Origin of the sequence: Pseudoflavonifractor sp. An184 (assembly GCF_002160305.1) — a bacterium.
GTDB classification, from domain to species: Bacteria; Bacillota; Clostridia; order Oscillospirales; family Oscillospiraceae; genus Lawsonibacter; species Lawsonibacter pullicola.
In genome coordinates, this window is sequence record NZ_NFKI01000037.1 from 1 (window position 1) to 22,861 (window position 22,861).

A 22,861-nucleotide genomic window follows, 5' to 3' on the forward strand; every position below is an offset into this window, starting at 1 on the left:
AAGGCATTCAGGGCATTCGATCCCACTCGAGGCGGGCTGCCGCCCCCTCGAGCTCCCCCGCCAACACTCGGGCGGATTCGTCTGAACAGAGGTTTTTCGACAAGCTGAGCGCCGTGGGGAAACCGCTCCCCTATGCCCGAGAAAATTTTTCCAGTCCCTTGAAAATCCCGCGTTTCCAGTTGCAATTTTCGGAAATTTTGATAAACTAAAAAGTGGACCATTGGAGAAAGAGGGAACCTGCTATGTCCATTCAAGAGCACGTCAATCAGGTAAAGGCCAATATTGCCGCCGCGGCCCAGGCCGCCGGCCGGGACCCGGAGGAGATCACCCTGTGCGCCGCCACCAAGGTGCAGACCGACGACACCATCCGGGCGGCCATCGCCGCCGGGATCACCGTGTGCGGCGAGAACCGGGTGCAGGAGCTCACCGCCCACCTGGCGGCGGACGCCTACCGGGGGGCCCAGGTCCACTTCATCGGCCATTTGCAGACCAACAAGGTGAAGCAGGTGGTGGGCAAGGTGGATCTCATCCACTCGGTGGATTCCGAGCGGCTGCTCCGGGCCATCGACGCCCAGGCGGCCAAACAGGACCTGGTTCAGGATATTCTGCTGGAGGTCAACATCGCCGGAGAGGAGAGCAAGGGCGGCTGCACCCCGGAGGAGGCCCGTCAGCTGGCCCAGCTGACCCGGGAGCTGGAGCACGTCCGCCTGCGGGGCCTGATGGCAATTCCACCCATCTCCCCGGAACCTGGGGCCAACCGCCCGTTTTTTGCCGCTATGCGACAGCTTTTTGTTGACATAAAGGCAAATATGGGGGATAATCAATGTAATATGGATTGCCTGTCCATGGGCATGAGCGGCGACTATCCGGACGCCATCGCCGAGGGCGCCACCCTGGTCCGGGTAGGCACCGCCCTGTTCGGCCCCCGGCCCCCCATGCACAAGGGATAAGACCGGCGGACCGAGATTGATTTACATCCAGAGGAAAGAGGGTTTTACCATGGGTTTTTTGGACGAGTTTAAGCGGCTGGCCCACCCCTATGAGGACGAAGACGACGAGGAGTTCGAGGACGACTACGAGCCCTCTCCCCGTCCGGTGGAGCGCCGGGAGCGGGAGCGGAGCGTCCGGAGCGAGCCCTCCTACAACAGCCCCGCTATGGACGAGCTGGAGGCCCGCCGGAGCAATAAAGTGGTAAACATCCGGGCGGCCACCCAGCTCCAGGTGGTGCTGGTGAAGCCGGAGCGCTTTGAGAACGCCAGCGAGATCGCCGACCACCTGCGGGAAAAGCGCACCGTGGTGCTCAACCTGGAGTCCACCAACAAGGAGATCGCCCGCCGCCTGCTGGACTTCCTGTCCGGCGTGGCCTACGCCAACGAGGGCAAAATCAAAAAGGTGGCCATCTCCACTTACATCATCACTCCCTACAACGTGGACATCCTGGGGGACTTGATCGACGAGCTGGAGAACAACGGGCTGTATTTCTAAGTTCCCCGCTCACTTTCCACAAGCCAGGGAGAAACTGTGGAAAACCGCGCCCCTGTCTGCCTCATAAACGCAGGGGCGGCCCAGGTGTGCCGCCCCTGCGAACCTCATCCGCCCCAGTGTGCGCGCTGGGGCACCTTCCCCCAGGGGAAGGCTAAAGGCGGCCGCAAGGGCCGCCCCTACGGCGAGAACTGGACCGGGAGCGTTGGTTCGGAGACGGCAGGCGCAGAATCGGAACTGCACCAGTCCAAAATTTCTGCCCGCTCAGGCCCCCAGTGGGGCCGGACGGGACCGCGCTCAAGCACTCCTGATTTTGCGCGCCGGAAATTCTCTGCCTGCCCCAAGGGATAACCCCCGTAATGGGGTCCGGGGGTAAGCGGTCCTATGGACCTAGGCAGAGCGCTAGCGGAGCCGTAGTCCATCGGCCGCGTCCCCCGGCGGCGTTTTGGTGACTTTGCCGCCGTGGGCAAAGTCACTCGCCGCCCGCAGGCGGCGAAACCCCCTGCATAAATCAGAACCCACAGCGCCTCCGGGCGCTTTTTAGGAGGTAATGAACCATGCTCACTCCCCAGGAAGTATCCGAGCGCGCCTTCCCCAAGGCGTCCTTCGGCGGGTATAATATGGCCCAGGTGGACGAATTCCTGGATGTGCTCACTGAGGATTACAGCGCCCTATACAGCGAAAACGCCGTCTTGAAGAGCAAGATGAAGGTGCTGGTGGAGAAGGTGGAGGAGTACCGCTCCACCGAGGAGGCCATGCGGAAGGCTCTGATGGCCGCCCAGCGGATGGCGGACGACCTGGTGAAGGAGGCCGAGCAGAAGCGCGCCCAGATCCTTGAGGAGGCGGAGGCGGAGGCCGGCCGGAAGGTGGAGGCCATCCGCCAGGAGGAGGAGGCCGAGCGCTTCCGCCTGGAGTCCGCCCAGAAGGAGACCGCCTCCTATGTGGCCCAGGTGCGTGCGCTCCATGCCAAGGCGGCGGAGTACCTGGACCAGCTGAGCCAGCTGACGCCCCCCGGCCCCTCCCCCGCTGAGAACCAGGAGGAGAAGGTGGAGGAGACCGTCTCCGACATCGACGACAGCGTCCAGCGCCTGGTGGCCCAGGCCATGGCCGAGGCGGCCGCCGAGAACGAGAAGGCCCGCCAGACGGAGCCCGTCCAGGAGGGCGAGAGCCAATCCCCGCAAAAGGACGGCGAGGAGGAGGACCTGGGCGATACCACCCGCATCGACTTCGGGGAGCTCCAGTTCGGCCGGGACTACGAGATCAAATAATCAGAATATCAAAAGACAGCCGCCAGCGTTGCTGGCGGCTGTCTTTCTGTTTTTATTTGAATTTCCGGCTCTCGGCCACCGCCAGCTCGTCACAGCGGTTGTTATAGGGATTAGAGGCGTGGCCCGCGTCGTCGCAAGCTCCGTATCCCTCGCCCCGCCGTGTCCGGCAGGGCTCGCTCTCTCCGCTGCTCCTCCTTTCCCATTTGCACCCGCTGCGCTGGGCTGCAAATGGGGTCCCGGCTGTGGGTCAAGGGCCACTCTTCTACTTGAACTTCCGGCTTTCCGCCACCGCCAGCTCGTCACAGCGGTTGTTATAGGGATTAGAGGCGTGGCCCTTGACCCAGTGGAGATTGACCGTGTGGTACTCGCACAGCTCCAGAAGGCGGGCCCACAGGTCCGGGTTGAGGGCGGGCTTCTTGTCCCCCTTCACCCAGCCCCGGGCCCTCCAGCCCCTGGCCCAACCCTTCTCCAGGGCGTCAATGACGTACTTGCTGTCCGAGTACAGCTCCACCGTACAGGGCTCCTTCAGGGCCTCCAGGGCGGTGATCACCCCGGTGAGCTCCATGCGGTTGTTGGTGGTCTGGGCCTCTCCCCCGGAGAGCTCCTTCTTGTGGGGGCCGTACATCAAAATCGCCCCCCAGCCCCCAGGGCCGGGGTTGCCCGAACAGGCCCCGTCGGTGTAGATGGTTACTGTTTTCACATTGTTCTCCTGATAAAGCAGATTCTGTCCCGCCCCCTCATCCGCCCCCTTCGGGGGCACCTTCCCCCCAAGGGGAAGGTGCTTTCCTAAAGCTTCCCCTTGGGGGGAAGCTGTCGAGCGAAGCGAGACTGATGAGGGGACGTTCTGCTGTACTTTCCGATCAATGACCGAACAAACTTCCGTAAACTGATACTTGATTTCCAAATTTGTAAAACGAAGTACCTGAAACCCTCGCATCTGTTCCAGATATTCTGTGCGTTCCACATCTGAGATGCGTCCGGAGTCTTCAAAATGCTGTCCTCCGTCCACTTCTACAACCAGCCGAGCCTCTGAGCAAAAGAAATCAACAATATATCGGCCAATGACTTTTTGCCGCCGGAACTGAATCGGATACGTGCGCAAAAATTGATACCAAAGCAGATTTTCTTCTTCGGTCGCATTTTTCCTTAATTTTCGAGCATATTCTTGAAGCAGAAAGTCATCGGCCATTTGGAAACTGCTCCCTCTCATCCGCCCCAGTGTGCGCACTGGGGCTCCCTACCCCTTTTGGCTCCCTTTGGTCGCCATTTCCCCCTGACAGGGGGAATCAGCCTTCCCCCAGGGGAAGGCATTTTAACCCCAAACCCACCCGCACAAAACCGGCGTCCGGTGATAAACGTCATATGTAACCGTACCCATGTAACGATACCGGACATAAACATAACTTGGGAGTCGAACCCAACGCATGGTCCCGCGCGTTGCCAGTACTATGTGCCGATTTGCTCCGGCACTGGGAGCGTGACGCCCGCTTTTTGTGCTACCAAAAAATCCATATTCAATTTTCAAACGCAGAGCCGGGCGGCTCCGCGTATCTCCCCCGCGGCGCCTTCCGGAATTACGCGGCGGCGCGTCCGGGAGGCCGCGTCCTACAGAGCATCTCGCAGAGAGTGGGCGGCCCATGGGGCCGTCCCTACGGTTGAAACGGACCACCCTTATAACCGGGAGCGCTCCCCTCATCCGTCTGGCCTTTGGCCACCCCCCTTCCCCTTTTGGCCTTCAGCTATTTCCCCCTGACAGGGGGAATCGGACTTCCCCAAAGGGGAAAGCTTTACGGGCGGGTCTTGGACCCGCCCCTACGGCGGATACAAAACGGCTTCGTTTTCCTTGTAGGGGCCGGTCCCAGACCGGCCCGCCAGGATTCGCACCAGGAGCGTTGGCTCGTCAAAGCCAGGTGCAGAAATTGAACCGCACCAGCGGCAATTTTTGCACACCCAGGGCCCAGTGGCCCGGCGGGAATTCAGACCCATCACTCAGATTTTGCGCGCCGAAAACTTTGCTGAACTTTTCAGGAGGGCGTCCCCCGTAACGGGGGACCGGGGGTAAGGCGAATATGGGCACGTTAGTGCCCATCCTGAGCCGTCCCCCGGCGATCCTTTGGTTTCTTTCCCATCGCTGGGAAAGAAACTCGCCGCCCGCAGGCGGCGAAATCCCCCTGCGGTCACCCCTCCAAAAGCTCGGTGGTCCAATTTGCCTCCTGAATTTTCTCATCCAGCTCCCGCAGCTCCTTGGACATCCGGTCCACCTCTTTCTGCATGGAGCGCACATCCACAGTGCTGCGGATTTTGATCTCGCCCACCGTGCGGCGGGACACCAGCTCGCTGGCGTTGTCCAGGAAGTTCCGCAGGACGCCCAGCTTGCCCTTCCGGCAGTCCCGCCGGGCCAGCAGGTCGGACAGGGGGACCCCATCCACCAGCGTGCAGCAGTTGGTGCGGTTGATGCAGGCGATCAGCGCCTCCAGCCGGGCGTAGTCCTCCTCCAGCTCCTGGAGCAGGTCCTGGGGGTCCTCGGCGGGGGACTCCCCCTCCTGGACCTGGGCGTTGTTGTACAGGCGGGTCTCCAGCTGGTGAATGCGGGTCTGGAGCTCCGCGCGCTGGGACAGAGCGTTGGCTAATTTCATGGGTGTCTCCTTTCCTTCGGTCACAGACCCCGCAGGATCTCCTCCCGTTTTTTCTGATATTCCTCGTGGGTGATCAAACCCGCGGACTTCAGGGACTCCAGCTGTTCCAGCCGCCCCTTGGCGTCCAGGGCTGTGGAGGGGATGTGGTCGTGGGACTCCGCGGGAGCCGCCGCATCCCAGGCGGCGCTCCCCTCTTCATCTTCCTCCTCAATGTGGATCTCCGGCCCGCGGTACTTCTTGCCGAAAGACTGGTAGGCGTTCATTGCGGTGATTCCCACCGCCATGGCTGTCCACAGCAGGCCAAAGGCTCCGGCGGCAGGGACCACCACCACCAGGCCAATGAGAATAAAGACGCAGCCCCATACAATCCCAAAAATGCCCTGGGCCTTCCCCGGGCGGTAGGTAACCTTTCTCTTTCTCATCGCTCTCTCCTCCTTCCCAGTCCGGTCAGCGGCCGCTGAGAATCTCCTCCCGCTTGATTCGGTACTCCTCCTGGGTCACCAGACCGGCTTCCCGCAGGGAGTCCAGCTGTCTCAGACGGTCCCGGAACGTTTCCACACCGCGCGGCTGTTTTGGTCACTCTTTTTCATCCACACGTCCTCCAGCCTATCCTATTTGAAATATTTTGCGGTTATGATTCCGGATTGGATTCAGTTTCCGGCTCTGCTGTGGCCTGGTTTTCCACATTTTCCTCGGGAGTTGTGGATTCTTCCTCCTCCCGCTCGGCCAGAGCCAGGGAGATCACCTGGTCCCCCTCCTCCTTGAAGCGCATGACGATGACGCCCTGGGTGGCACGCCCGGCGATGCGGATGGCGTCCACGTGGGTGCGGATGAGGATACCGGCGGCGGTGACCAGCAGCAAGTCCTCGGACCCGTCCACCACCTTGATGCCCACCACAGGCCCGGTCTTCTCGGTGACGGCGTAGTTCTTGATGCCCAGGCCGCCCCGGTTGGTGATGCGGTACTCCTCCACCGGGGTGCGCTTGCCGTAGCCGTTTTCCGTAATGGACAGCACCGTCTTCCCGGCGGTGGCCCGGGCGGCGCCCACCACGTAGTCCCCGTCTCTCAGCTTGATGCCCCGCACGCCGTAGGCGTCCCGGCCCATGACCCGCACGTCGTTCTCGTCGAAGCACACGGCCATTCCGTCGTGGGTGGCAATGAGGATCTTCTTCTTCCCGTCGGTCTGGCGGACCTCCACCAGCTGGTCGTCCTCGTCCATCTTGATGGCCCGGATGCCGTTGTTCCGGATGTTTTTCAGGGCGGAGAGGGTGATGCGCTTCACGGTACCCTTCCGGGTGACCATGACCAGGTAGCTCTCCTGCTCCATCTTCTCCACGTGGAGCATGACCTGTACCCGCTCGCCGCTCTCCACCTGGAGGACGTTGACGATGTTGGTGCCCTTGGCCGTCTTGCCCGCCTGGGGAATCTGGTAGCCCTTCTTCTTATACACCTTGCCCTTGTCGGTGAAGAACAGGATCTCGTCGTGGGTGGAGGCGGTAAAGACGCTCTCCACCACGTCCTCCTCCCGGGTGGTGATGCCCTTCTTGCCCATGCCGCCCTTGGACTGGGCGGCGTACTCGCTGGCGGGGGTGCGCTTGAGGTAGCCCGCCTGGGTCATGGTAAAGACGCACTGCTCCTCCTCGATCAGGTCCTCGATGTCGATGTCGTCCTCCACGAAGCCGATCTCGGTCTTGCGGTCGTCCCCGTACTTGTCCCGGATCTGGATGAGCTCATCCTTCAGCACGCCCCGGAGCATCTCCTCGTCGGAGAGCAGCCGGTCGTAGTAGGCGATCTTCTTCTCCAGCTCGGCGAACTCCGCCTCCAGCTTCTCTTTCTCCAGACCCTGGAGCCGCTTGAGCTGCATGTCCAGGATGGCCTGGGCCTGCACGTCGTCCAGGCCGAAGCGCTCCATGAGCTTGTCCTTGGCGTCGTCGTAGCTGGTGCGGATGATGTGGATAACCTCGTCGATGTTGTCCTGGGCGATGAGCAGTCCCTGGAGCAGGTGGGCCCGCTCCTGGGCCTTGCGGCGGTCGTAGATGGTCCGGCGGGTGATGATCTGCTCCTGGAAGGCGATGTACTCGTCCAGAATTCCCCGCAGGGTGAGGATCTTGGGCTGGCGCTGGTTGTTCACCAGGGCCAGCATGACCACGGCGAAGGTGGTCTGCATCTGGGTCTGAGCGAACAGGCGGTTTAAGACCACCTGGGGGTTGGCGTCCTTTTTCAGCTCAATGACGATGCGCATGCCCTTCTTGCCGTCGGACTCGTCCCGCAGGCCGGAGATGCCCTCCAGCCGCTTCTCCTTCACCTGGTCGGCGATGTTCTCCACCAGGCGGGATTTATTTACCTGATAGGGCAGCTCGGTGACGATGATGCGGGTGCGGCCGTTGCCGAACTCCTCCATCTCGGTGCGGGCCCGTACCCGGATGTGGCCCTTGCCGGTGGCGTAGGCCGCCCGGATGCCGGACCGGCCCATGATGATCCCCCGGGTGGGGAAGTCGGGGCCCTTGATGTGCTCCATCAGGTCGTCCAGGGTGGCCTCCCGGTTGTCCAGTACGCAGATGGTGGCGTCGATGACCTCCCGCAGGTTGTGTGGGGGGATGTTGGTGGTCATGCCCACGGCGATGCCGCTGGAGCCGTTGACCAGCAGGTTGGGGAAGCGGCTGGGCAGCACCCGGGGCTCCTTCCGGCTCTCGTCGAAGTTGGGGTCCCAGTCCACCGTCTCCTTCTCGATGTCCCGGAGCATCTCGTTGGCGATCTTGGACATGCGGGCCTCGGTGTAACGGTAGGCGGCCGGGGGGTCGCCGTCGATGGAGCCGAAGTTGCCGTGGCCCTCCACCAGGCAGTAGCGCATGGAGAAGTCCTGGCCCAGGCGGACCATGGCGTCGTACACCGACGCGTCGCCGTGGGGGTGGTACTTACCCAGCACGTCGCCCACGCAGGTGGCCGACTTCTTGAAGGGCTTGTCGCTGGTGAGGCCGCTCTCGTACATGGAGTACAGAATCCGCCGGTGCACCGGCTTCAACCCGTCCCGCACGTCGGGCAGGGCCCGGCCCACGATGACGGACATGGCGTACTCGATGTACGCGTTCTCCATCTCGTGCTCCAGGTTGATATTTACAATCTTTTGATTGGGAAAGGAAATGTCTTTTTCCTCGTCAGGCTTTTTTGCCAAAATAATCAACTCCGTTCAAGGGCAATTAAGAATTAAGAATTAAGAATTAAGAATTAAGAATTAAGAATTAATCCTTAGCCTTGAACTCTCTGCTTCTTAATTACGGTAGTGGTATATCGTAAATTTTACTTCTTTTTATTCTCCTGCGTCAGAATGGATGCGTTCTTTTGTACTTTTTAGAATCTGAATGAGCAGTTTTCGCAGTTCGATACAGTCCTGGTGGATGCTTGCACTCATGTCCTGGGGCAGGTATTCCGTCGCCCCTAGAAGCTCAATCCAATAGGCAGTCTCGTTTGTTTCCTTCAGGGCAATATGCAGTTTATTGATAAAATCTTTTCTGGAGGCGGCATAAACAGCCTCCCGCACATTGGCCCCAATGCTGGTTCCCGAACGGAGGATCTGCTTGGAAAGCACAAACTCTCTCTTTTCTTCCCGAAGAAATTGAGACAGCCGCACGATCCGCACCGCAAAAGCAAAGCTCTTTCGCTCAATCGCATTCTCTCTCTGCTCCGCCATATAATCTCAACCTTTCCGTCAACCAAACAGGCCCCATCTATACGCAGAAACTCCCGTTCCCCACCCAATTCTTAATTCTTCATTCTTAATTCTTCATTCAAATCAGTAGTCCAGGTTCATGGCCTTCTGGGCGTTGGCCTCGATATACTCCCGGCGGGGCTCCACCTTCTCACCCATGAGCAGGGTGAAGATCTCGTCCGCCCGGACGGCGTCGGCCATGGTGATGCGCTTCAGGGTGCGGCGCTCCGGGTCCATGGTGGTCTCCCACAGCTCGTGGGGGTCCATCTCGCCCAGGCCCTTAAAGCGGCTGATGTCGATTTTCACGTTGGGATTGCCGCCCCGCATTTCCGAGGAAATGGCGTCCCGCTCCTCGTCGGAGAAGGCCACCCGGGTGGTCTTGCCCCGCACCAGCTTGTAGAGGGGGGGCACGGCGGCGTACACATAGCCCCGCTCGATGAGGGGCCGCATAAAGCGGAAGAAGAAGGTGAGGAGCAGGGTGCGGATGTGGGCGCCGTCCACGTCGGCGTCGGCCATGATGACCACCTTGTGGTAGCGCAGCTTGCTCTCGTCAAACTCCTCCCCCAGGCCGGCGCCCAGGGCGGTGATGACGGGGGTGAGCTTGTCGTTGCCGTACACCTTGTCCGCCCGGGCCTTCTCCACGTTGAGCATCTTGCCCCACAGGGGGAGGATGGCCTGGTACCGGGAGTCCCGGCCCTGCTTGGCGGAGCCGCCGGCGGAGTCGCCCTCGACGATGTAAATTTCGGTCAGGGCCGGGTCCCGCTCATAGCAGTCGGCCAGCTTGCCCGGGAGGGTGGCCCCCTCCAGGGCGTTTTTCCGGCGGATGTTCTCCCGGGCGCGGCGGGCGGCCTCCCGGGCCCGGTTGGCCATCATGGCCTTCTCCAGAATGGCCCGGCCCACGGCGGGGTTCTCCTCCAGGTAGATCTCCAGCTTCTCGGAGACCACATTGTTCACCAGGGTGCGGATCTCGCTGTTGCCCAGCTTGGCCTTGGTCTGGCCCTCGAACTGGGCCTCGGTGAGCTTTACTGAGATGACGCAGGTGAGACCCTCCCGGCAGTCGTCGCCGGACACCTTGTCGTCGTTTTTCATCAGGCCGATCTTCTTTCCGTAGGCGTTGAGCACGGTGGTCAGGGCCCGCTTGAAGCCCTCCTCGTGCATGCCGCCCTCGGGGGTGTGGACGTTGTTGGCGAAGGAGACGATGATCTCGCTGTAACCGTCGTTGTACTGCATGGCCACCTCCGCCATGGAGTCCTCCTTGGCGCCCGCCATGTAGATCACGTCCTCGTGGACGGGGGTCTTGTTCTTGTTGATGAAGGAGACAAACTCCCGGATGCCCCCCTCATAGCACATGTCGTCCTCCTGCTCCTGGCCGGGGCGCAGGTCCACCGTCTGGATGCGCAGCCCGGCGTTGAGGAAGGCCTCCTCCCGCATGCGGGTGTGGAGGGTGTCGTAGCTGTACTCCAGGGTGTCGAACATCTCCGGGTCGGGCTTGAAGGTAACGGTGGTCCCCGTGTGGTCGGTCCGGCCCACCACCTTCATCTCCTGGGTGATCTTGCCCCGGGAGAACTTCATCTCATAGATCTCCCCGTTTTTGTGGACCTGGACCTCCAGCCACTCGCTCAGGGCGTTGACCACGGACGCGCCCACGCCGTGGAGGCCGCCGGACACCTTGTAGCCGCCGCCGCCGAATTTTCCGCCCGCGTGGAGGACGGTAAAGACCACCTCCAGGGCGGGCCGCCCGGTCTGGGGCTGGATGTCCACCGGGATGCCGCGGCCGTTGTCGGTGACGGTGATGGTGTTCCCGGGGTTGATGGTGACGGTGATGTCGGTGCAGTAGCCCGCCAGGGCCTCGTCGATGGAGTTGTCCACGATCTCATACACCAGGTGGTGCAGGCCCGACTCGCTGGTGGAGCCGATGTACATGCCGGGGCGCTTGCGCACCGCCTCCAGCCCCTCCAACACCTGGATCTCAGAGCCGCCGTATTCGTGTTCCACCTGGGTGGAATTCAGTTCTAATTCTTCTGCCATAATAACCTCCAATTTATGAAATGCAGAAGGCAGAATGCAGGAATGCAAAATTGTATTTTCTATCTTCCATTCCTGACTGTTTTCTGCCTTTTTTCGTTTTTTCATGGTGTCCGGCTTATCCGGATTTTCACACTCTGCATTCTGCATTTCTGCATTCTGCATTACTCAAACCAGTTGCTCTCCGTTCTCCGCAGCAGGGCGGAGGGAGACAGCTGGGAGATGTATACCGTAGGCGGGCCCTCCTCCCCGCCCACCAGCACAAAGGACCGGGGCAGGTCGTCGCATACCGACACCACCCTCCCCTCCTGCTCGGCCCGCTCTAAAAACTCCCGGGTCTTGAAGGCCCAGCTGGAGTTGTCCAAATCGAAGATGCCCAAAATGTTCTTGTGGGGCACCACCACCGACTGGCCCAGGTGCAGGTACATGAGGTTCCCTCCTTTTTTCCACATTCGACGTTGATTTTGTGGATTATTTTCTCTGTTGATTTCACCGCCGTCATCCTTTTCGCCTTCCCCCTGAGGGCCGACTCCCCTTGTCAAGGGGAGATGGCCGAAGGCCAGAGGGGATAGGGTCAGGTGGCCCCAAAGGTGGCGGATGAGGGGGTAATCCCCCAAAAAGCCTTCCCCCTGGGGGGAAGGTGGCACGGCGAAGCCGTGACGGATGAGGGGGCGTTTTAAGGAACAGACATCGTTAAAAGACTCCCGTAGGGCAAGGCCATGCCCCCGCCGCCTTGTTTTGCAGGGTTTCGCCCTTCGGGGCGAGTTCCTTTTCCACGTGGAAAAGGAACCATAAGACGCTGGGGGACGCCGCAGGGGCGAACTTCGTTCGCCATGTCGGCTTTCCCTACCCCCTCTGGCCCTTCGGGCCATCTCCCCCTGACAGGGGGAGTCGGCCCCCAGGCCCCCATTTACGGGGGTTATCCCTTGAGCTGGGCAAAGTATTTCCGGCGCGCAAAATTTGAGTGGGTGTCTGAATTCATCCCGGCCCACTGGGGCCTGGGTTTGCAAAAATTAGGACAGATGCGATTCCGCCGCCGCGCCTGGCATTCCCGAACCAACGCTCCTGGTCCGGTTCTCGCCGTAGGGGCGACCCTTGTGGTCGCCCGAAAGCCTTCCCCTTTAGGGGAAGGTGCCCCCGAAGGGGGCGGATGAGGTGAGCGGCCAAAGGCCGCCCGCGGGCCGGTCTGGGACCGGCCCCTACGGCGAATCTAAAACGGTTCTTGGGATTTCGTAGGGGCGGCACACTGGGCCGCCCGGAACACGGGCCGTGAACATACCCGGCTCCGACGAAAAAACGAAAGCACTTCCGGATACACCGCAGGGACAGGCGTCCTCACCCGCCCGCCGAATCCCTGAGCCGCACTTGAGCCCCACCCACGCAAAAGGCGCGCTCTCCACCAGGAGGAGCAGCACCCAAAGGTTCCCGGAAACTAAGCGGCAGCGGTCATAGAAGGGAAACCAGTCAACTGAACTACCCGCGCTTTTGCGAACACTGCCAACGCAGCCTAATCGGCGGTCCCCGTAAAACGGGGTCCAGAGGGACGACTCCCCTTATCAAGGGGAGATGGCCCGAAGGGCCAGAGGGGATAGGAAGGGTGAATATGGACGCGGAGCGTCCATTTTGAGTCCGCCCCTTGGCAGCTCTTTGGATACTTTCTGCCCGGGCAGAAAGTACCTCGCCCCGCAGGGCAAAATCCTCCCTCACAAAAAACGGATGCCTTGCAGGGGAACATCAAAATTTCTCAATGGAACAGGACCGGGGCGGGCGGCCCAGGTGTGCCGCCCCTACGGGTAGAACGAAACGACAGGATAATCGGGACCGTTCCCCTCATCCGTCTGGCCTGGCGGCCAGCCACCTTCCCCCAGGTGGGAAGGCTTAAAAGAGAAAAAGCGGAACACCCCTGCAAAAAACTACGGCCCCTTGATCACCCTGGGCCTCCAGAACCACTTCCACAGCCGCCATCCCAGGTAACACCCAATCAGCAGGAAAATCCCCGGCAGTCCGGGGAACAAAATGAGCTGTGTCACCGGGGATACCTCCTCCGAGGTCCACATATTCCACCGTCCCACGCCGACGATCAACACAAACAGCACCGCCAGCGCCGGGGGCAGGGCCCTCCAGATCCTCCGCTTCGGGATGCGGCAGCACAGATATTCCAGCACCAGCCCGATCCCCAGGGGGAGCAAGCAGAAAATTCCAATGACAATGGGCATAACATTCCTCCCGGAACAAACCACAGTGAGGCCACTGGGTCTTGTTTGAAAATTGGAAATGTGCCCGACGGCGAGGGAATTTTTCGCTAGGCAAGGCAATTTGACGCAGCAATCCTTGGTGGATTGCAAGAAAAATTAACGCAGCATAGCGGAAAAAGACCCGCCGTTTGGGTATATTGACATTTTTCAAACATGGCCTAGATCAGCTTTCCCCCCTGAATGTGAAAACTTCTCCCCTGCTCCAGCCCCTCCAGCTTCTCCTCCTCACAGCAGGTGATGAAGATCTGTCCCCCCTGAATGTGGTTCAATACAAAGGATTGCCGTTTTGCGTCCAACTCAGACAACACGTCGTCCAGCAGAAGGACGGGGTACTCCTCGGTCTCCTGGAAGAAGATCTCCCGCTGGGCCAGCTTCAGGGAGAGGGCGGCGGTGCGGGTCTGCCCCTGGGAGCCGTACATCTTGGCGGACCGGCCGTCCAGCTCCACCGCCAGATCGTCCTTGTGGGGGCCGGTGAGGCACTGCCGGGCGTCCAGCTCTGCCTGCCGGTGGCGCTCCTGGTGGGCCAGGATCTCCTCCAGAATGGTCCGGGGCGGGGCCAGGGGGTCGGTGACCGTGGACACCGTCTCATACCGCAGGGACAATTTCTCCCGTCCGCCGGAGAAGTCCCGGTGGATGGGGGGCGCGGTCTCCTGGAGCCGCTTCACAAAGTGGGCCCGGTAGTGGACCACCAGAGCCCCGGTCTGGGCCATGCGCAGGCTGAAGTCGTCCAACGTCTGGAGCAGGGAGGGATTTTCCGGCCAGTCCCGCAGAATGCGGGTCTTGTGCTCGTAGAGGCGGTTATACTCCCCCAGGGCCTGGGCGTACCTGGGCCGCAGCTGGCAGATGGCCAGATCCAGGAATTTCCGCCGGGCGGCCGCCCCCTCCCGGATGAGGTACAGGTCCTCCGGGCAGAACAGCACCGTGGTCAGGATCCCCGCCAGCTCCCCGGCTGTCTTTAAGCGCACCCCGTTGGAGTAGAGCTGCCGGCTTTTCCCCCGGTGCAGCTTGGCCTCCAGGGTAAAGGTCCGGCCCCGGCTGTCCACGGAGCCCTTCAAAAAAGCCCCGTCGATGTCCAGCATGATCATCTCCCGGTCGTACCGGGCCCGGTGGGACTTGGCGGAGGACAGGTAGGTGATGGCCTCCAGCAGGTTGGTCTTGCCCTGGGCGTTCTCCCCATAGATCAGGTTCACCCTGGGGTCGAAGCCGGACTGGAAGTGGACGTAGTTCCGGAAAAAATCCAGCTCCAGAGCGTTTAGGATCATTGGACCACCAGTTCCAGCTCGCCGTCGATGACCGCCCGGTCCCCGGGGCGCATCTTCTTGCCCCGCATGGTGCAGGGCTCCCCGTTGACGGCCACCCGGCCCTCCTGGATGATCAGCTTGGCGTCCCCGCCGGTCTCCACCGCGCCGGCAAATTTCAAGAGGTCCTGGAGCTTGATGAATTCGGTGTGGATCTGTACAGTTTCGGTCTGCATAGCATCAATTCCTTGTCAGTTTTTTCGCAGGGGAGTTTGCCGCCACATTTTTCAAGCCTTCCCCCTGGGACGAATGAGGGCCCCTCCCCCTCAAAAGCCTTCCCCCTTTTGGAAAGATGGCTGTCCGTCAGGCCAGACGGATGAGGGGGTTCCCCTTAAAAGCCTTCCCCCTGGGGGGAAGGTGGCACGGCGAAGCCGTGACGGATGAGGGGGCGATCTCCCCCCAAAGCCTTCCCCTCGGGGGGAAGGTGCCCCCAAAGGGGGCGGATGAGGGGGCAGGATTCGGATTGGGTTCGTTATACGCAGGGGGATTTCGCCGCCTGCGGGCGGCGAGTTCCTTTGCCCATGGCGGCAAAGGAACCAAAACGCCACCGGGGACGGCTCAGATGAGCGCTTCGCGCTCATATTCGCCTTTCCCCGGCCCCCTTTTACGGGGGTTATCCCTTGGGCCAGGCAGAATCCTTCCGGCGCGCAAAATCAGGAGTGCTCGAGCGCGGTCCCATCCGGCCCCACTGGGGGCCTGAGCGGGAAGAAAATTGTAGCTGGTGCGTTTCCGCTTCTGCGCCTGCCGTCTCCGAACCAACGCCCTGGGGCCGTTTTCCGCCGTAGGGGCGCACAGTGTGCGCCCGCGGGCCGGTCTGGGACCGGCCCCTACGAGGGGAGAGGGACCGTTCCTGTATCCGGGTAGGGGCGGGTGTCCTCACCCGCCCGCCTCAGAGGGTCCCCCTCTCACCGTAGGGGCGGCCTTTGGCCGCCCGCGGGCCAGAAGCCTCAGCCCGCCCACAAATGCCAATTTTTCGATCCACTAACTTTTTTCCACACACTCCTGAAGCAGCTCATACAGCTCCGGGAACACTTTTTTCAGTGCCACCGGCTGTTCTGTCTTCCGGTCATAGAAGAAATGGGTAGAGGTCCCCAAGGTGTGGAGCTCCCCGGTCTCCGCGTCGGTCATCCGGTACTCCAGTACCAGCCGGGCGGGGGTGAGCTTTCTCACCTTCATCTCAATGGCCAGGGTCTGCCCAAATTTGGTGGTCTTTTTGTAGGAGCAGGAGATATCGGTGAGGGCGAAGTCGATCCCCGCCGCCGTGGCCCTCTCATACCCCCAGCCGATCTGCTCCAGAAAATCGGTGCGGGCCTCCTCCATCCAGTGGATGTAGTTGCCGTGGTAGACCACGCCCATGCTGTCCGTCTCATAAAACTGCGCCTTCCGCAGGTAGGGCTTCCATTCCATGTCAGTTCCCCGCCTTCAGCCGCACCGGCAGCACCATATAGATGAAGTTCTCCTCCCCCTCGGCGGGCAGGATGACGCAGGGGGCCACGCCGGAGGAGAACTCCAGCTTCAGCTTGTCCGCCGGAGCCGCCTTCAGGGCGTCCATCAGGTACTTGTTGTTGAAGCCGATCTCCAGGTTCTGGCCGTCCCCGGTGATGGGGCACTGGTCAGCGGCGTCTCCGATCCCCGTCTTGGTGGTGATGGACACCATGCCGTCCCCAAACACGCACCGCAGGGGGCTCTTCAGCTTCTCGCTGATGATCAGAGAGACGCGGTCGATGGAGGCCAGGAGGGTGCGGGCGTCACACTCCACCTGGATGGGGTTGTTCCGGGGAATGGCGTTGCGGTAGGCCAAAAACTCCCCCTCCAGCCGGCGGCACACCAGCAGGGTCTCCCCCGCCTGGAACAGGATGTGCCGGGCCCCCTGGCTGATGGTCACCGGCCCCTCGCCGGAGCAGATTTTTTCCACCTCGCTCAACGCGGAGCCGGGGACCACGAAGGAGAAGGACTCGGCCCCGTCAATTTTATCCACAGCCTCCCGGCGCAGGGCCAGCCGGTAGCCGTCCACCGACACCACGGTGAGCCCGTTTTTTTCCACCTCAAACAGGGAACCGGTGTGGATGGGGCGGCTCTCATTGTCGCTGACGGCGAACAGGGTCTGGGAAATCATGGAACGCAGCACGCTCTGCTCCAGGGAGAGGGAGTTCTGCTGGTCCACGGTGGGTAATTCTGGAAATTCCTCCGGATCGGTGCCCAGGATGTTGAATTCGCTCAGGCCGCACTTGATGTTTACCATATAGTTCTGAGCGGTGAACACCACCACGTCGTCGGGCATTTTCCGGATAATTTCCCCAAACAGCCGTGCAGACAGCACCAGAGAGCCGGGCTCCTGGATCTCTGCGGGGACAGTGGCTTGAATTCCTTTTTCCAAGTCATAGCCGGTAAGGCGCAGGCGGGTGTCCGCCTCAATTAAAATGCCCTCCATGGCCGGAATGGAGCTCTTTGCAGCCACAGCCCGAGAGGTTGTGGCAACTGCGGAGACCAAGAGGGCCTTCTCACAGGAAAATTTCATGCTGTGTACGCCTCCTTCTGCGTCGTTTCCTGCTTTCTCTCTCCGCAGAGAGAGGAGAGGATTAAAAATTTTAGTAACAGTAGTCCGTAGGGGGAAAAAATGTGGAAAACCGGGGGAAGCCGTTGGGGCGCTAAGAAAAAAGCGTCCACAGGGGGTGTGAAAAAAATTTTGCCGCTTTCCACAGCCATTGGGGCAAAGGAAAGTTTTCCACACTATGCAACGAGTTTTCCACATTTAACTGTGGATAATTTAGGTCGAAAAAGGACAGGCCTGTTTCTCCACAAAAGGGGAGCGGCCTGGGGATAAATTGAGATAGGAGTTAAGAGATAGAAGATAGGAGATGACTGGGCGCAGGGAGTTTATTCATAGCGGATGTTGATGTTGGCGGTGATGTCCTTGATGATCTCCGCCTTCTCCGGGTCGGTCTTCACCAGGTCCTCGATGCGCTCGATGGAGTGGAGGACGGTGGTGTGGTCCCGATTGTCAAACTCCTTGCCGATCTCTTTGAGAGACAGGTTGGTCATGCGCCGGATCTGATACATGGCGATCTGGCGGGCCAGAGAGATGTCCTTGGCCCGGCCCTGGCCCCGGAGGGTGGCCGGCTCGATGTTGTAGAACTTGCACACCTCGTCGATGATCACGTCGGCGGTGGGCACAATGTCGGACTTCTCCTTGAACATGTCCTTGACTGCCCGGATGACGGTGTCCTTGTCCACCGAGTCCCCCATGAGCTGCTGGTAGGCCATGATCTTGTTGACGGTGCCCTCGATCTGCCGCACGTTGGCGGTGATGTTCTCCGCAATGAGCTGGAGCAGGAACTCAGGCAGTTCCACCCCCATGCGGATGGCCTTGTTTTTGATGATGGCCATGCGGGTCTCGTAGTCGGGGGGCTGGATGTCCGCCAGCAGGCCCCACTCGAACCGGGTCTTCAGACGGTCCTCCAGACGCAGCATCTCCTTGGGGGGGCGGTCGGAGGTGAAGACGATCTGCTTTTTCAGCTCGTACAGGGTGTTGAAGGTGTGGAACATCTCCTCCTGGGTGGAGTCCCGGCCGGCGATGAACTGCACGTCGTCCATGAGGAACACGTCGGCGCCCCGGTACTTCTCCCGGAACTCCGCGTTTCTCCCCTCCCGGATGGCCTGGATCAGCTCGTTGGTGAAGGTGTCCCCCTTGATGTAGACCACCTTGTACTCCGGGTGGTTTTTGTGGATGGTGTGGGCGATGGCGTACAGCAGGTGGGTCTTGCCCAGGCCGGACTCCCCGTAGATAAACAGGGGGTTGTAGCTCTTGCCCGGGTTGTCGGCCACCGCCCGGGCGGCGGCGTGGGCAAATTTGTTGGAGGAGCCCACCACGAAGCGCTCGAAGGTGTACTCCTCGGTGCCGGGGAAGAAATTGTCCTTCTCCGGCTGGCTGTACTGGTCCAGCTCCCCCTCGGTGAGCACCACCACGTCCATGTCGCAGGAGAACAGCTCCCGCAGGGCGGCCTGGATCTTCCCCACGTAGCGGGTGGCGATGATGTCCCGCTTGAAGCGGGTGGGCGAGTAGAGGACGAAGCGGTCGTCCTCCAGGGCGACAGCGGAGGCGTCGTCAAACCAGGTGTTGATGGTGGTGGCGGTCATATCGGGCTGCATCAGAGTGATGACCTTGGACCAGACATCGGCGGCAGGATTCATGAAAGGAATACCTCCTTACAGAAAAATAACGGCCGAAGGGCATAGCAATACGGGCGGAATGTCGAGGTGCTCCCGCCCGCGGCTGTGGAGATGCTGCTAGGCCTTGTTTGAAAATTGGAACTGTGCCCGGCGGCAAGGGATTTTTCGCTGGGTGAGGCGATTTGACGCGGCAATCCTTGGTGGATTGCAGGGAAAATGAACGCAGCATAGCAGAAAAAGACTCGCCGTTTGGGTATATTGACATGTTTCAAACATGGCCTAGATTCGGACCGAAGAAAAAGAGAGGCCCCCCGCGGCCCTATTCGGGCAGGGGACCCGTTCAGCGCGTGTTCCGGCGCGGCCCGTCCCCGGATCGGAGAGAGCCGCCAGTTTGATCAGATTTATTATAGCAAAAATCACCTCTGGCCGCAAGGATTTCACCGGCTTTTTTATTTTAAATGTATCGGAAATTTTCCACTGTACCGGGGGGATCTGTGAAAGAATGGAAACCATGGCTGAAACCATATGGGATGAGAAGAAAACCACCACAAGATGTGGTGTCTTCCAAGGAAAAACGGAAAAGTTTGTGGAAAAGAGCAAAAAAGGAGTTGACAGGAGGAAAAGTCAGGCGCTATAATGGAAGCCGTCATTCCAGGGAGAGGGTCATTCTACCCTTTTTCCGGGAAGTATCTGCGAACCGCAGCCGGAGACGGCTGTTGTTGGGCCGGTCCGCCGGCTTGAAATTAGATGAGGAGGTGTCCCCCATGCTTCGTACCTATCAGCCCAAGAAGCGCCAGCGTTCCAAGGAGCACGGCTTCCGCAAGCGTATGGCCACCCGCAATGGCCGCAAGGTGCTGGCCCGCCGCCGCGCCAAGGGCCGCGTCCGCCTGACCCACTGAGTTTGGGACAGACTGCCATCATCCGATGGAGATACGGCAAAAGGACACAAATCAAACAGACGCGTAAATAGGGGCGTGGGAATGTTTCCCCCGCCCCTGCGGTGCATACGGAGGTTTTTCTGCCCTGGCCTTTTCTTTGCAGGACGGGGGCCTGCTTCCGCCGCCCCGGTTGTTTTTCCGCCTGTAGGGCCCGATGCCCTCATCGGGCCGCTGGGTGGATCTTTTCACAGGGGTATTTCGCCGCCTCGGCGGCGAGTGACTTTTTGGACGCCCAAAAAGTCACCAAAAAAGCGCCAGGGGGTGGGGCCAATCGGATTCGGCTGCGCCTCATCCTCCATGTGCCCCACCCCCTAGAACCCCCGTTACGGGGGTTACCCCTTGAAGCGGGCAGAATATTTCCGGCGCGCAAAATCTGAGTGGCGTTCCGCGATTCCTTCCGGGCCACTGGGCCCTGGGTTTGCAAAAATTAGGGCCTGGTGCGGTTCCACAACGGCGCCTGGGTTTTCTCAGCCAACGCTCCCGGTGCGTTTTCACCGTAGGGGCGACCCTTGCGGTCGCCCGTAGCCTTCCCCTTTAGGGGAAGGTGGCTGGCCGTAGGCCAGACGGATGAGGGGAACGATCCTGGTTGCTGGTCCGTTTCCCGTCGTAGGGGCGCACAGTGTGCGCCCGCGGGCCGGTCCCAGACCGGCCCCTACGAGAATAACGCGGTCGCTCCCATATCCGCCGTAGGGGCGGGTCCAAGACCCGCCCGAAAGCCTTCCCCCTGCAAGGAGGAAGGCTGATTCCCCCTGACAGGGGGAAATGGCCGAAGGCCAAAAGGGGTAGGGAGGCACGCGAAGCGTGACAGATGAGGGTGACTTCTTAGCCTGCCCCCCCGGCGGGCGGCCCAGTGTGCCGCCCCTACGGAAATGAAAGATTGTCTCAGGATGTGCCGTTCCCGGTGGCGTTTTGGTTCCTTTGCCGCCATGGGCAAAGAAACTCGCCGCCCGCAGGCGGCGAAATCCCCTGGGTCTGCTTTTCTTGTGTCTTATGTGTTATATCTCCAAAACCATCCGGAGGAACCCTTCATGAAGCATACCATAGCACTAAAACAAAATCATGAGTTCCGCCGGCTGTACAGCAAGGGCAAGAGCGCCGTGTCCCCCTACTTCGCCGTCTACTGCCGGAAGACCAACCGGCCGGTGAGCCGTCTGGGCATCACCACGGGGGTGAAGCTGGGCAACGCCGTCAAGCGCAACCGGGCCCGCCGCCGCATTCGGGAGCTCTACCGCACCAACGAGCACCGGCTTCTGCCGGGCTACGACGTGGTGGTGGTGGCCCGCGCCCGGGTGATTTACGGCCGGTACCCGGAGCTGGAGCGCAGCTTTCTCCAGCTCATGCGCAAGCTGGGGATCTGTCCGCCCCGGGAGGCGCGGCCGTGAAAGCTCTGCTGATCTGGATGATCCGGTTCTACCGGCGGGAGATCTCTCCCGCCCGTCCCCCCTGCTGCCGCTTCATCCCCACCTGCTCGGCCTACGCCCTGGAGGCGGTGGAGAAGTACGGCGCCCTGAAGGGCGGCCTTCTGGCCGTGCGCCGCATTCTGCGGTGCAACCCCTTCCACCGGCAGAAGTCCATCGAGTACGACCCCGTGCCGTAGGACCCGGCCGGATTCAATTTACAATGTGGAGGTACCGTTGTGGGTATTATTCTGACGCCATTCGCATGGCTGTTGATGCTGTTTTATGATTTTTCCCAGAACTACGGCATCGCCCTGATTTTATTCGCCCTGGTCATCAAGCTGGTGCTCTTCCCCTTCAACCTGAAGGGCAAGAAGAGCATGATCCAGATGAACCTGCTCTCCAGTAAAATGCAGCAGCTGCAGAAGCAGTACGGCAAGGACCGGGAGCGCTATAACCTGGAGATCCAGAAGCTCTATGAGAAGGAGAAGGTCAACCCCATGAGCGGGTGCCTGTGGTCCTTCATCCCCATCATCTTCCTGATGGTGCTGTACGGCATCATCCGGGAGCCCCTGACCTATCTGATGAACGTGCCCGCGGACATGATCGAAACGGTGGCCGAGATCACCGGCGTGGCCAACTCCGGCACCTATCCCCAGATCGCCATGCTGAAGGCCATCGCCGACCCCGCCGTGCTGGAGCAGGTGAAGGCTGCCCTGGGCGAGTCGGCGGGGGCCGGACTGTTCTCCATGAACGTGGAGTTCCTGGGCATCAATCTGGCCAACATTCCCCAGCTGAACTTCTGGTCCAATGGCATGAACTGGGGCTCTGTGGGCCTGTTCCTGCTGCCCCTGGTGTCGGTGGGCACCTCGCTGCTGTCCATGTATGTGAGCATGAAGACCAACCAGATGAACCGGGGCGGTGAGCAGAACGAACAGATGGCCAAGACCAACCGCACCATGATGATCTTCATGCCCATCATGTCCCTGTGGATCGGCTTCACCGTTCCCGCCGGCCTGTCCATCTACTGGATCGCCCAGTATATCTTCTCCATCTTCCAGGAGCTCATCTGCGGCCGCCTGCTGAAGAAGGACTATGAGAAGGCCCGGGCCGAGGCCGCCGAGCGGGAGCGCCAGGAGAAAGAGGACGAGAAGCGCCGCAAAGAGGAGGCCCGTCTGGAGCGCCAGCGCCGCCTGGAGGAGGAGAAGAAGAACCGGGGCAAGAAGAAGCCCAAGAAGGCCGAGCCCACCGAGCCCGGCATCAACAAGGATGACAGCCGCATCGGCATCCGGGCCTACGCCCGGGGCCGCGCCTACGACCCCAACCGCTTCGGCGGCGTGCAGCCCTACCGGGACCCCAGCGAGCTGCTGAAGGCCCAGGCGGAGGCCCAGAATGCCCAGAAGGGCAAGAAGGGCAGAAAGGACAAGAAGGAGGCCGAAAAGACCTCCCCCGCCCCGGAGAAGGAGACCAAGCCCATTTCCCAGGAGGAGCAGCCCCAGCTGACCCAGGTCCAGGAGACCCCTGTTCAGGAGGCTGAGGCCGCCCCTGAGATCCCCGCTCCCGCTGAGGCGGAGACCACTGCCCCCGAGGCCGCTCCTGTGGAGACCGAGGAGGTCGAAGTGGAAGTGGAGCAGGTGGAAGTGGAGATCCCCGAGGACGAGGACGACAAGAAGGAAGGTGTCTGAT

General features: G+C 60.9%; 23 protein-coding genes and 1 pseudogene. 9 read left to right on the plus strand and 15 right to left on the minus strand.

What is annotated here, in order from left to right:
• The 4 genes from B5F19_RS17715 to B5F19_RS11845 all read left to right on the plus strand — a co-directional run.
• The coding region (locus tag B5F19_RS17715; protein ID WP_204248326.1) for a hypothetical protein at positions 1-209 on the plus strand (209 nt) is incomplete at its 5' end.
• A 33-nt stretch (positions 210-242) separates the two neighbouring features.
• On the plus strand, positions 243-950 hold the full coding sequence (locus B5F19_RS11835; protein ID WP_087290714.1) for a YggS family pyridoxal phosphate-dependent enzyme: 708 nt from the start codon (positions 243-245) through the stop codon (positions 948-950).
• Between the two features lie 49 nt (positions 951-999).
• Positions 1,000-1,485, plus strand: coding sequence for a cell division protein SepF (locus tag B5F19_RS11840; protein WP_087290716.1), 486 nt, complete (start codon positions 1,000-1,002; stop codon positions 1,483-1,485).
• A gap of 554 nt (positions 1,486-2,039) precedes the next feature.
• Positions 2,040-2,750 (plus strand): DivIVA domain-containing protein, encoded by a 711-nt coding sequence (locus B5F19_RS11845; RefSeq protein WP_087290718.1) that lies wholly within the window; start codon positions 2,040-2,042, stop codon positions 2,748-2,750.
• 262 nt (positions 2,751-3,012) lie between these two features.
• Here B5F19_RS11845 and rnhA read toward each other — a convergent pair whose 3' ends face one another.
• From rnhA to dnaA, 15 genes and pseudogenes are all read right to left on the minus strand, one after another.
• Entirely contained in the window at positions 3,013-3,450 is a 438-nt protein-coding gene (rnhA, locus tag B5F19_RS18045; protein WP_242972801.1) for a ribonuclease HI, read from the minus strand.
• 165 nt (positions 3,451-3,615) lie between these two features.
• A pseudogene (locus B5F19_RS18050) lies at positions 3,616-3,960 on the minus strand (endonuclease domain-containing protein); the annotation flags it as partial.
• Between the two features lie 967 nt (positions 3,961-4,927).
• Entirely contained in the window at positions 4,928-5,386 is a 459-nt protein-coding gene (locus B5F19_RS11855; protein ID WP_087290722.1) for a DIP1984 family protein, read from the minus strand.
• 20 nt (positions 5,387-5,406) lie between these two features.
• The gene (locus B5F19_RS11860) at positions 5,407-5,808 is read right to left on the minus strand and encodes an SHOCT domain-containing protein (RefSeq protein ID WP_087290724.1); all 402 of its coding nucleotides are present in this window, start codon (positions 5,806-5,808) and stop codon (positions 5,407-5,409) included.
• A gap of 25 nt (positions 5,809-5,833) precedes the next feature.
• Complete coding sequence (locus B5F19_RS11865) at positions 5,834-5,944, minus strand: SHOCT domain-containing protein (RefSeq protein WP_087290726.1); 111 nt, start codon at positions 5,942-5,944, stop codon at positions 5,834-5,836.
• Positions 5,945-6,017: 73 nt separating this feature from the next.
• Positions 6,018-8,558, minus strand: coding sequence for a DNA gyrase subunit A (gene gyrA, locus B5F19_RS11870; protein ID WP_087290728.1), 2,541 nt, complete (start codon positions 8,556-8,558; stop codon positions 6,018-6,020).
• A gap of 135 nt (positions 8,559-8,693) precedes the next feature.
• On the minus strand, positions 8,694-9,074 hold the full coding sequence (locus tag B5F19_RS11875) for a four helix bundle protein (RefSeq protein ID WP_087290730.1): 381 nt from the start codon (positions 9,072-9,074) through the stop codon (positions 8,694-8,696).
• Between the two features lie 102 nt (positions 9,075-9,176).
• Positions 9,177-11,120, minus strand: coding sequence for a DNA topoisomerase (ATP-hydrolyzing) subunit B (gene gyrB / locus B5F19_RS11880; protein ID WP_087290732.1), 1,944 nt, complete (start codon positions 11,118-11,120; stop codon positions 9,177-9,179).
• 161 nt (positions 11,121-11,281) lie between these two features.
• On the minus strand, positions 11,282-11,545 hold the full coding sequence (locus tag B5F19_RS11885; protein WP_087290734.1) for a DUF370 domain-containing protein: 264 nt from the start codon (positions 11,543-11,545) through the stop codon (positions 11,282-11,284).
• A gap of 1,485 nt (positions 11,546-13,030) precedes the next feature.
• Positions 13,031-13,333 carry a Tat pathway signal protein gene (locus tag B5F19_RS11890; protein ID WP_087290736.1) on the minus strand — a complete coding sequence of 101 codons (303 nt, stop codon included), beginning with the start codon at positions 13,331-13,333 and terminating at the stop codon, positions 13,031-13,033.
• 197 nt (positions 13,334-13,530) lie between these two features.
• Complete coding sequence (gene recF, locus B5F19_RS11895; RefSeq protein WP_087290738.1) at positions 13,531-14,634, minus strand: DNA replication/repair protein RecF; 1,104 nt, start codon at positions 14,632-14,634, stop codon at positions 13,531-13,533.
• Positions 14,631-14,846, minus strand: a complete 216-nt coding sequence (locus B5F19_RS11900) for an RNA-binding S4 domain-containing protein (RefSeq protein ID WP_087290740.1) — start codon at positions 14,844-14,846, stop codon at positions 14,631-14,633. Before B5F19_RS11900 ends, recF begins: the two co-directional genes overlap by 4 nt.
• An 805-nt stretch (positions 14,847-15,651) precedes the next feature.
• Complete coding sequence (locus B5F19_RS11905) at positions 15,652-16,077, minus strand: acyl-CoA thioesterase (RefSeq protein ID WP_087290742.1); 426 nt, start codon at positions 16,075-16,077, stop codon at positions 15,652-15,654.
• A gap of 1 nt (position 16,078) precedes the next feature.
• Entirely contained in the window at positions 16,079-17,188 is a 1,110-nt protein-coding gene (gene dnaN / locus B5F19_RS11910) for a DNA polymerase III subunit beta (RefSeq protein WP_087290744.1), read from the minus strand.
• A gap of 359 nt (positions 17,189-17,547) precedes the next feature.
• On the minus strand, positions 17,548-18,861 hold the full coding sequence (gene dnaA, locus B5F19_RS11915; RefSeq protein WP_087290746.1) for a chromosomal replication initiator protein DnaA: 1,314 nt from the start codon (positions 18,859-18,861) through the stop codon (positions 17,548-17,550).
• A gap of 370 nt (positions 18,862-19,231) precedes the next feature.
• Here dnaA and B5F19_RS11920 point away from each other — a divergent pair, with 370 nt between their 5' ends.
• The 5 genes from B5F19_RS11920 to B5F19_RS11940 all read left to right on the plus strand — a co-directional run bounded on the left by B5F19_RS11920 (position 19,232) and on the right by B5F19_RS11940 (position 22,860).
• Positions 19,232-19,477 (plus strand): hypothetical protein, encoded by a 246-nt coding sequence (locus B5F19_RS11920; protein WP_087290748.1) that lies wholly within the window; start codon positions 19,232-19,234, stop codon positions 19,475-19,477.
• A gap of 127 nt (positions 19,478-19,604) precedes the next feature.
• Entirely contained in the window at positions 19,605-19,739 is a 135-nt protein-coding gene (rpmH, locus tag B5F19_RS11925; protein ID WP_023346672.1) for a 50S ribosomal protein L34, read from the plus strand.
• A gap of 1,067 nt (positions 19,740-20,806) precedes the next feature.
• Entirely contained in the window at positions 20,807-21,160 is a 354-nt protein-coding gene (gene rnpA, locus B5F19_RS11930) for a ribonuclease P protein component (RefSeq protein ID WP_087290750.1), read from the plus strand.
• Complete coding sequence (gene yidD / locus B5F19_RS11935; protein ID WP_087290752.1) at positions 21,157-21,375, plus strand: membrane protein insertion efficiency factor YidD; 219 nt, start codon at positions 21,157-21,159, stop codon at positions 21,373-21,375. Before rnpA ends, yidD begins: the two co-directional genes overlap by 4 nt.
• 39 nt (positions 21,376-21,414) lie before the next feature.
• Positions 21,415-22,860, plus strand: a complete 1,446-nt coding sequence (locus tag B5F19_RS11940; RefSeq protein WP_087290753.1) for a YidC/Oxa1 family membrane protein insertase — start codon at positions 21,415-21,417, stop codon at positions 22,858-22,860.
• The last annotated feature ends 1 nt before the right edge of the window (position 22,861 follow it).